General features: G+C 67.3%; 7 protein-coding genes. 3 read left to right on the top strand and 4 right to left on the bottom strand.

Going from position 1 to position 6,452, the window contains the following annotated elements; all coding sequences use genetic code 11:
- On the bottom strand, positions 1-522 hold the full coding sequence (locus AQJ27_RS47045; RefSeq protein ID WP_235613995.1) for a helix-turn-helix domain-containing protein: 522 nt from the start codon (positions 520-522) through the stop codon (positions 1-3).
- Positions 523-594: 72 nt separating this feature from the next.
- Entirely contained in the window at positions 595-1,278 is a 684-nt protein-coding gene (locus AQJ27_RS57060; RefSeq protein WP_159064624.1) for a hypothetical protein, read from the bottom strand.
- 329 nt (positions 1,279-1,607) lie between these two features.
- Here AQJ27_RS57060 and AQJ27_RS47040 point away from each other — a divergent pair, with 329 nt between their 5' ends.
- Positions 1,608-1,799 carry a hypothetical protein gene (locus AQJ27_RS47040; protein WP_067384106.1) on the top strand — a complete coding sequence of 64 codons (192 nt, stop codon included), beginning with the start codon at positions 1,608-1,610 and terminating at the stop codon, positions 1,797-1,799.
- 248 nt (positions 1,800-2,047) lie between these two features.
- Here AQJ27_RS47040 and AQJ27_RS47035 read toward each other — a convergent pair whose 3' ends face one another.
- Positions 2,048-2,746, bottom strand: a complete 699-nt coding sequence (locus tag AQJ27_RS47035) for a GntR family transcriptional regulator (RefSeq protein WP_067384103.1) — start codon at positions 2,744-2,746, stop codon at positions 2,048-2,050.
- 251 nt (positions 2,747-2,997) lie between these two features.
- On the opposite strand from AQJ27_RS47035, the gene AQJ27_RS47030 reads away from it, so the two are divergent.
- Both AQJ27_RS47030 and AQJ27_RS47025 read left to right on the top strand, forming a co-directional pair.
- A complete protein-coding gene (locus AQJ27_RS47030; RefSeq protein ID WP_067384100.1) occupies positions 2,998-4,461 on the top strand; it encodes an MmgE/PrpD family protein in 1,464 nt (487 codons plus the stop codon).
- A 53-nt stretch (positions 4,462-4,514) separates the two neighbouring features.
- Positions 4,515-5,087, top strand: coding sequence for an isochorismatase family protein (locus AQJ27_RS47025; RefSeq protein ID WP_067384098.1), 573 nt, complete (start codon positions 4,515-4,517; stop codon positions 5,085-5,087).
- A 497-nt stretch (positions 5,088-5,584) separates the two neighbouring features.
- Here AQJ27_RS47025 and AQJ27_RS47020 read toward each other — a convergent pair whose 3' ends face one another.
- A complete protein-coding gene (locus AQJ27_RS47020) occupies positions 5,585-6,295 on the bottom strand; it encodes a GntR family transcriptional regulator (RefSeq protein WP_067384095.1) in 711 nt (236 codons plus the stop codon).
- Positions 6,296-6,452 lie beyond the last annotated feature (157 nt).

Below are 6,452 nucleotides of genomic sequence, written 5' to 3'. Positions count from 1 at the left end.
TTATTCGTCTAGGACCCGCTGGGCTCTGGCGCGGAAGTCCGGGTCGCGGATGAAGATCCAGGACCGGTACTGCCAGGGCTTGAGCGCGTCCTCGCGTAACCAGCGGCGCACCGTGGACGCGGAGATGCTGTCGGTGATCCCGCGTGCGGTCAGCTCGGTGGCCAGTTCCGGACACGACCAGCGCGACAGCGGTATGCCGGTCTCGGCCGGCAGTTGGCAGGCCAGGGCCTTGGCCTCGGCGACCTGCACGGGGGTGAAACGGGCCGGGCGTCCCGAGCGTTTACGGTCGGCCAGGGCCGGCAGTCCGCCGTCGGCGAACCGACCGCGCCAGGTGCGCACGGTGTCCACATGCAGCCGGGTCTCGGCAGCTATCCGGGCGTTGCCCCGGCCGCGCGCCGCGAGCAGGACAACTGTGGCGCGCTGCCGGGCCCGGTGCTGAGTCTTGTGGCCGTAGGCCATCTTCTCCAGCCGGTGGCGCTCGGCGGCGGTCAGGGTAAGGCACACGGTGCGGCCCAGGGGCATGGGAGGCAACGGCCAATCTCGGGAGAATCGTTCGGGATGATCGACACCCTCTCCGATCTCCCTGGCTGTGTCTCACGCTGATCTTGTAAGCCAGCTGGCCAGGATTCCAAGAGCGGCGACTGCCCCGGGGGTCAGGATCCCGAGAAGAGCATCTGCGCATGCGCGGGCTGCCCGGTATGCAGTCGAGGGCTCGTTGAGGCCAAGCCCGACGGCCGCATGCCGAGAGATCTTCACGGTTCCCAGTGAGCCTGAGATCCCCGAACTGTGAACCACCGCCTGCCCTATGGGACCCATGAGTACCTCCTTGTCCACAAGGAGGACGACGCCTCGACAGTCCTTGATCCAGAACTGGTCCAACCAGCCGGCCTTGCTGGGGACCCGAACTCGACGTATCTGCGTCAGCTTGCTCAGATCGACCGTGCGGTTGCCCGTGACAGTCCGAGCAGTGAGAAGCTGCCAACCAGGGCCATGACGCACCGAGCGAAACGTCGTGTACAGGAGTGGAATTCCCAGCGCCAAAGCCAACCCCGCGAACATGGCGGGCACCCACGCACCGGAGCGCATTGCCCCGAATCGCTCCAAGAGCGCAGGTACAACGATGGCGCCCCCTACGACCCCGCCGAGAACTGCAGAACCCCCGTGTAGGCGACGACGGGCTGTCTCGGCCGGAACTGCCGCCCGTGGCGCCTTCTCCACAACGATGCCCGCGCCAGCGGCGCGGGCCGCAGAGCGGTACTTCTTCTGCTTCTTCGACACCAGCGGAGCGTACCTGCAACACTCTGAGGCGTGACCCCTGCGCCGAGTCCAACCTCACCGAAACGTCAGACCTGCGATCAGCCGCCCATTGAGACGATGCCGGTTGAAACCTGACAGCTGCCCAGCACCGCTTGGACTCCAACGTCAACCCCCGAAGGATTTCCGGAGCCGACCACTTAGCCATCCCACACCAAGGAGCTGAAGACATGCGTGGACAGCTCGATGAGTCCACCGCATCCCCCGACAACAGCCTTCGGCCACCCACGCAGGTGATGGTCCCAAGGCGAGTTCCTCGGCCGATACGGAAAGACTGCCTCCGATTCGAGTTGATGCTCTTCAGCCCACTGGTGGTGATCGTGCTGGCTTCTGCAGCCGATCTGCTCACCCCCCACTTGGAGTTCGACCGATTGTTCGGGGTGGCCCCGGCGCTGGCCGCCACCATGTGGCCGGTACGCGGCACGCTGGCCATCGGGCTGCCCTGGTGGACGGCTTCGTGCTCGCCGCCGTCCGCCACGACCTGAGCCGGACGCCCGGCGTCTTCACCATCATGGCGATCGCGGCCGTCACGCTGGCCACCGCGTACGCCAGCCGGGTGCGGCAGGATCGGGAGCGCACTCTCACGGAAGTGCGCAGCGTGGCGGAGACCGCAACACGTACTGCGGCCCCCGCTGCCGCAGCACCTCGGGCACGTCGACGTCGAGGCGATCTATCAGGGCGCCGCCGCACAGGCCCGGATCGGCGGCGACTTCTACGAGGCGCGCGATGGGTGTCAGGGGCCGTCGACCGGTTCTCCCGTCGCACGAAGACTCTCGACGGCTACGAGAACGGCGTCGCGGCCGGCCATGATGTGGTCACCCATGGCGCGCTTCGCCGCTGTCACGTCGCCCTCGGCGAGCGCCGTCAGGATCGCGTTGTGTTCCGCCAGCGAGTGGTCGGGCCGGGTGGTGAGGGACACGCTCAGATTGCGGTACCGGTCGATACGCCCACCGACCATGTGTATCACCTGGTCGTTCACCGGATTGCCGGCCACCCGGCGCAGGATCGCGTGAAAGTCGCTGCCCGCATCGGTGATCTTCCCGGGAGCGCCCCGGGCCGCGGCGGTGCGCATGCGCTCCAGCGCCTCGCGCAACTCCGCGAGAACCCCGGGGGTCACCCTCCCCACGGCCTGCTCGACCGACAGTTGTTCCAGGGCCGACCGCACGGCGTAAAGGTCCTGCACCTCCTCAGCCGAGACACCGCGCACCCGCACTCTGCCGTTGCCGGCCCGTTCGAGCAGCCCCTCGACCTGGAGACGCTGGACGGACTCACGGAGCACCGGACGGCTCACGCCCAACTCCGCGGACAACGACTCCTCCGTGATGAACTCTCCCGGCGGAAGCCTCAACTCGATGATCGCCCGCCGGATACTGGCGTACGCGATCTCGCGGAGCGATCTGCGCTCGCCCTCCAGCGGGAGCCGGGCAGCCATGTTCCTCCCGAATTGCGGTTCACGACCGATGACTCAGCGTAACGTTTGGCTGCTCGTTCCCGTCAATCCGCGGGATCGGCGGCCGGCGGACCGCCCGCAATTGGCAGCACGTACGGCCGACGGGGGGGGCACTCCGTGGTCATCGCGTCATCCTCCGAGGTCATCCAGCTGGTTCGCCGGCAGTGTTGTTACGCTGGAACACATGACGTCTTGTCTACAAAAATTCAGACTCACAAGGAGTAAGTGCCGAAATGGTCATCCCTGGTGTCAAGGAGCCCGTCGCACCCGTGAAGACGGGGCGTCCGGCCACATACCCCGACGGGCCGACCGGAACGTCGGCGACATGGGTCGCCCGGATGACACTGGACGACGTGCCGGCGCCGACGCGCGAGCGGGCCCGACACCTGATCCTCGACGGAATCGGATGCGCCCTGGTCGGAGCCAAGCTGCCGGACTCCCGCAAGGGCTTCGAGGGCATCACCGCCCTGGACGACAGCGGCAGCGCCGAGATCATCGGATGGGGAAGCCTGACCACCAGCGCGCTGTCGGCCGCGATACTCAACTCCAGCTTCATCCAGGGCTTCGAGATGGACGACTTCCATCCGACGGCGCCGCTGCACAGCAACTCCGTCGTCCTGCCGGCCATGCTCGGCGCGGCCTCGCGCATCGGCAGGGTGTCCGGCGCCGACTTCCTGCTCGGTGCGATCCTCGGATACGAGACGGGACCGCGCGTTGGTATGGCGCTGGGCGGCTTGGACATGCTCTCCCGCGACTGGCACAGCGGTGCCGTATTCGGCCCACTGGCCGGCGCCGCGGCCGCCGGCAAGCTCTACGGCCTGGATGCGGCCGGCTTCGAGGACGCCTTCGGCATCGGCGCCACGCAGGCGGGCGGCCTGATGTCGGCGCAGTTCGAGTCAATGGTCAAGCGGATGCAGCACGGTTTCGCCGCGCGCAACGGGCTGATCGGCGCGGGGCTGGCCGCCACCGGGTACGTGGGCATCAAGCGGGTTTTCGAGCGGACGTACGGCGGCTGCCTCGCCGTGTTCGGCGAAGGCCACCAACCGGACGCCACGCAGATCTCCGCGAACCTGGGCAGCTTCTGGGAGACAGACCGGATCACCGTCAAGGCGTACTCGGCCATGGGGTTGCTGCACGCCGCGATCGACGCGGCGCTGGAACTGCGCACGGAAGGGGTCACGCCCGACGATGTCGTGAGCATCGACATCGACATGCCGCAGGCCGCGTACCGGCACGGCGGGTGGACGGCCGAGCGCCCGCTGACACCGATCGGCGCGCAGATGAACGTCGCCTATGCCGTCGCCGTGGCGCTGCTGGACGGGAAGGTGCTGATCGACCAGTTCACCGCGGACCGGATCGCCGGCGCCGACGTGTGGAACCTGATCGACCGCACCATGACCCGGCACGAGGCGAAGTACGACGAGCTGCCCGTCACGCAGCGGCTGACCACGCGCGTGGCCGCGACCCTCAAGGACGGTTCCGTGCGGGACAAGACGGTCGTTCACCCCCGAGGCTCCGGAAACCGCCTGCTGACGAACGACGAGATCGTCGAGAAGTACCGCGACCTGACCCGTACGGTCGTCTCGGCCGAGCGTCAGTCCGCCATCGAGTCGGCCATCCTCGGCTTGGAGGACATGGCCGACATCTCCGAACTGGTCGCCCTGCTAACCCCGACGGTGCGTGCCGCCACCGACTGAACCGAGCGTCCAGCGACTTAGCCCACCCACCCGAAGCAAGGAAAGTAGGTCTCATGTCAACTCCCACCATCGACGAACGCACCGCACTCGTCCTCATCGACCTGCAAAAAGGCATCCTGGCGCTTCCGACCGTCGTCCCTTCCGATCGGATCATGATGCAGGGGATGCGCCTGGCCGATGCGTTCCACGCCCGCAATTTGCCAGTGGTACGGGTGAAGGTCGCCTGGTCCGCCGATGGCGGCGACCTACCCAGCACACGCGTGGCCAAGCCGGGGCCCACCACCGCGCCGCCCGCAGAATTCGGCGAATTCCCTGCGGAGTTCCTGCCTGAGTCGGATGACATCGTGATCGTCAAGCGCCACTGGGGCGCCTTCACAGGAACCGAACTCGACGTGCAGTTGCGGCGCCGGCACATCACCCAGATCGTACTGGCCGGCATTTCCACCAGCATTGGAGTGGAATCCACTGCCCGTTCGGCCTGGGAGCACAGTTACAACCTGACACTTGTCGAGGACGCAACGACGGACGTAGACGCTGACTCCCACACCCACAGCTTCAACAAAATCTTCCCGAGAATCGCCGAGATCGCCACGACCGATCAGATCATCACCGCCTTGCAGGCATAGTGGTCAGTCGCGGGGGCCCTATGAGTAGCTCGGCCTCGTCCAGCGCAGAGTCCAGGCCCCAGCTGCGCAGCCACTCCCGCAGCTGCTTCCTCGTGCGGCGGACCCCCTGCAAGTCACGACGCTGGATCGCCGGCTGCAGAACTGCCGCCGCACTGTCGACGCACGGCCCTCGAAACTCATCAGCAGCAGCGCCGTGCCATCAGCTGTGGCGACGGGGCCGACAGCTCCGATCAGCTGGTCGCCAAAGGCCTCCAGCTCTCCGCCCGAGGCTGCCAGGTCGTCTTCGAAGGCGTCCCTCAGCGGCCGCCCGTCACGAGGGGACCAGGAGGAGCAGAGTGACCCCCCGGGGCCGAACCGGGCAGACGCTGACTTGGCATTTCTTGAGGCTGTTGCCGGTGTTCCCCGTTGCTCCCCGTCTGTGGGTCTGTCTGATCGGGCACTGGGGCTTTCGCGCCGCCTGGGCGACCCAGGCGGCCGTCGGCTGCGCGGCCGGTTCCTCAGGCGCGGGTCTCTCCCGCTGCTCGGGCTGACGCCCTGGCAGTGTGCTGCATGCCGGGCCCTTGGTCCTGCGCTGCTTCGTGGTCGATGAGGTGGCGCAGGATGGACTCGTGCGACGTGGCGAGGTGTGTGCGGGTCAGTTCCGCTGTGGCGGCGGCGTCGCCGCCGCGTACCGCCTCCAGGATCTGCCGGTGCTCGTGGTGCAGGTGGTCCAACTCGCCGAACACGCCGACGTGCAGGTACAGGTAGCGGTCGGTCTGCCGCCGCAGGTGTTCGACGAACTCGATCATGCGGGGCCGGTCGGCGCAGGTGTAGATGAGTGAGTGGAAGGCGACGTTGCTCTCCAGCCACTGTGCGGGCTCCTGACCCGCCTCCATAGCCTCGACGAGCATCGTCATGCGGGTCACCTGGGCACGGCCGACGTTCGGGACCGCGATCCGCGTCAGCACCGGCTCGACGGCCTCGCGCAGCTCGTACAGCTCCTGAAGCTCGGCGATCGACAGATCGCGGACCACGGCCTTGGTCGGGCTGAGGTCGATCAGGCCCTCGCTTGCCAGGACTTGCAACGCGTCGCGTACCGGCATCCGGCTCACGCCGTACTCCGCGGCGACCCGCGACTGGGACAACGGCTCTCCGGGCTTCAGCTCACCACTCAGTAGCCGCTGCCGCAGCGAACGGGTCACCCGCCCGGCTGCCGACTCGTCCGGCACTGTGTCCTCCCGGCGTCACCCAACCTCGTGCCACCCCAGTATGCGCGGCCGGTCGTGACTATACACATCCGTTTCCACGCGACCCCTTGCCAGTGGATCTGGATACGTTTAGCGTCCTGCCGTATACCGATAACGGCAACCCGTATACAGGAAGGGT

Source organism: Streptomyces olivochromogenes (assembly GCF_001514115.1).
Lineage (GTDB): Bacteria > Actinomycetota > Actinomycetes > Streptomycetales > Streptomycetaceae > Streptomyces > Streptomyces olivochromogenes.
Note: the sequence above shows the minus strand (reverse complement) of the source record. Positions and strands in the feature narration are given on the sequence as shown.

Excerpts from the sequence above, each read along its gene's own strand:
- AQJ27_RS47040 (WP_067384106.1), top strand. The coding sequence starts at position 1,608 with ATGCTCTTCAGCCCACTGGTGGTGATCGTGCTGGCTTCTGCAGCCGAT.
- AQJ27_RS47035 (WP_067384103.1), bottom strand. The coding sequence starts at position 2,746 with ATGGCTGCCCGGCTCCCGCTGGAGGGCGAGCGCAGATCGCTCCGCGAG.
- AQJ27_RS47025 (WP_067384098.1), top strand. The coding sequence starts at position 4,515 with ATGTCAACTCCCACCATCGACGAACGCACCGCACTCGTCCTCATCGAC.
- AQJ27_RS47030 (WP_067384100.1), top strand. The coding sequence starts at position 2,998 with ATGGTCATCCCTGGTGTCAAGGAGCCCGTCGCACCCGTGAAGACGGGG.
- AQJ27_RS47045 (WP_235613995.1), bottom strand. The coding sequence starts at position 522 with ATGCCCCTGGGCCGCACCGTGTGCCTTACCCTGACCGCCGCCGAGCGC.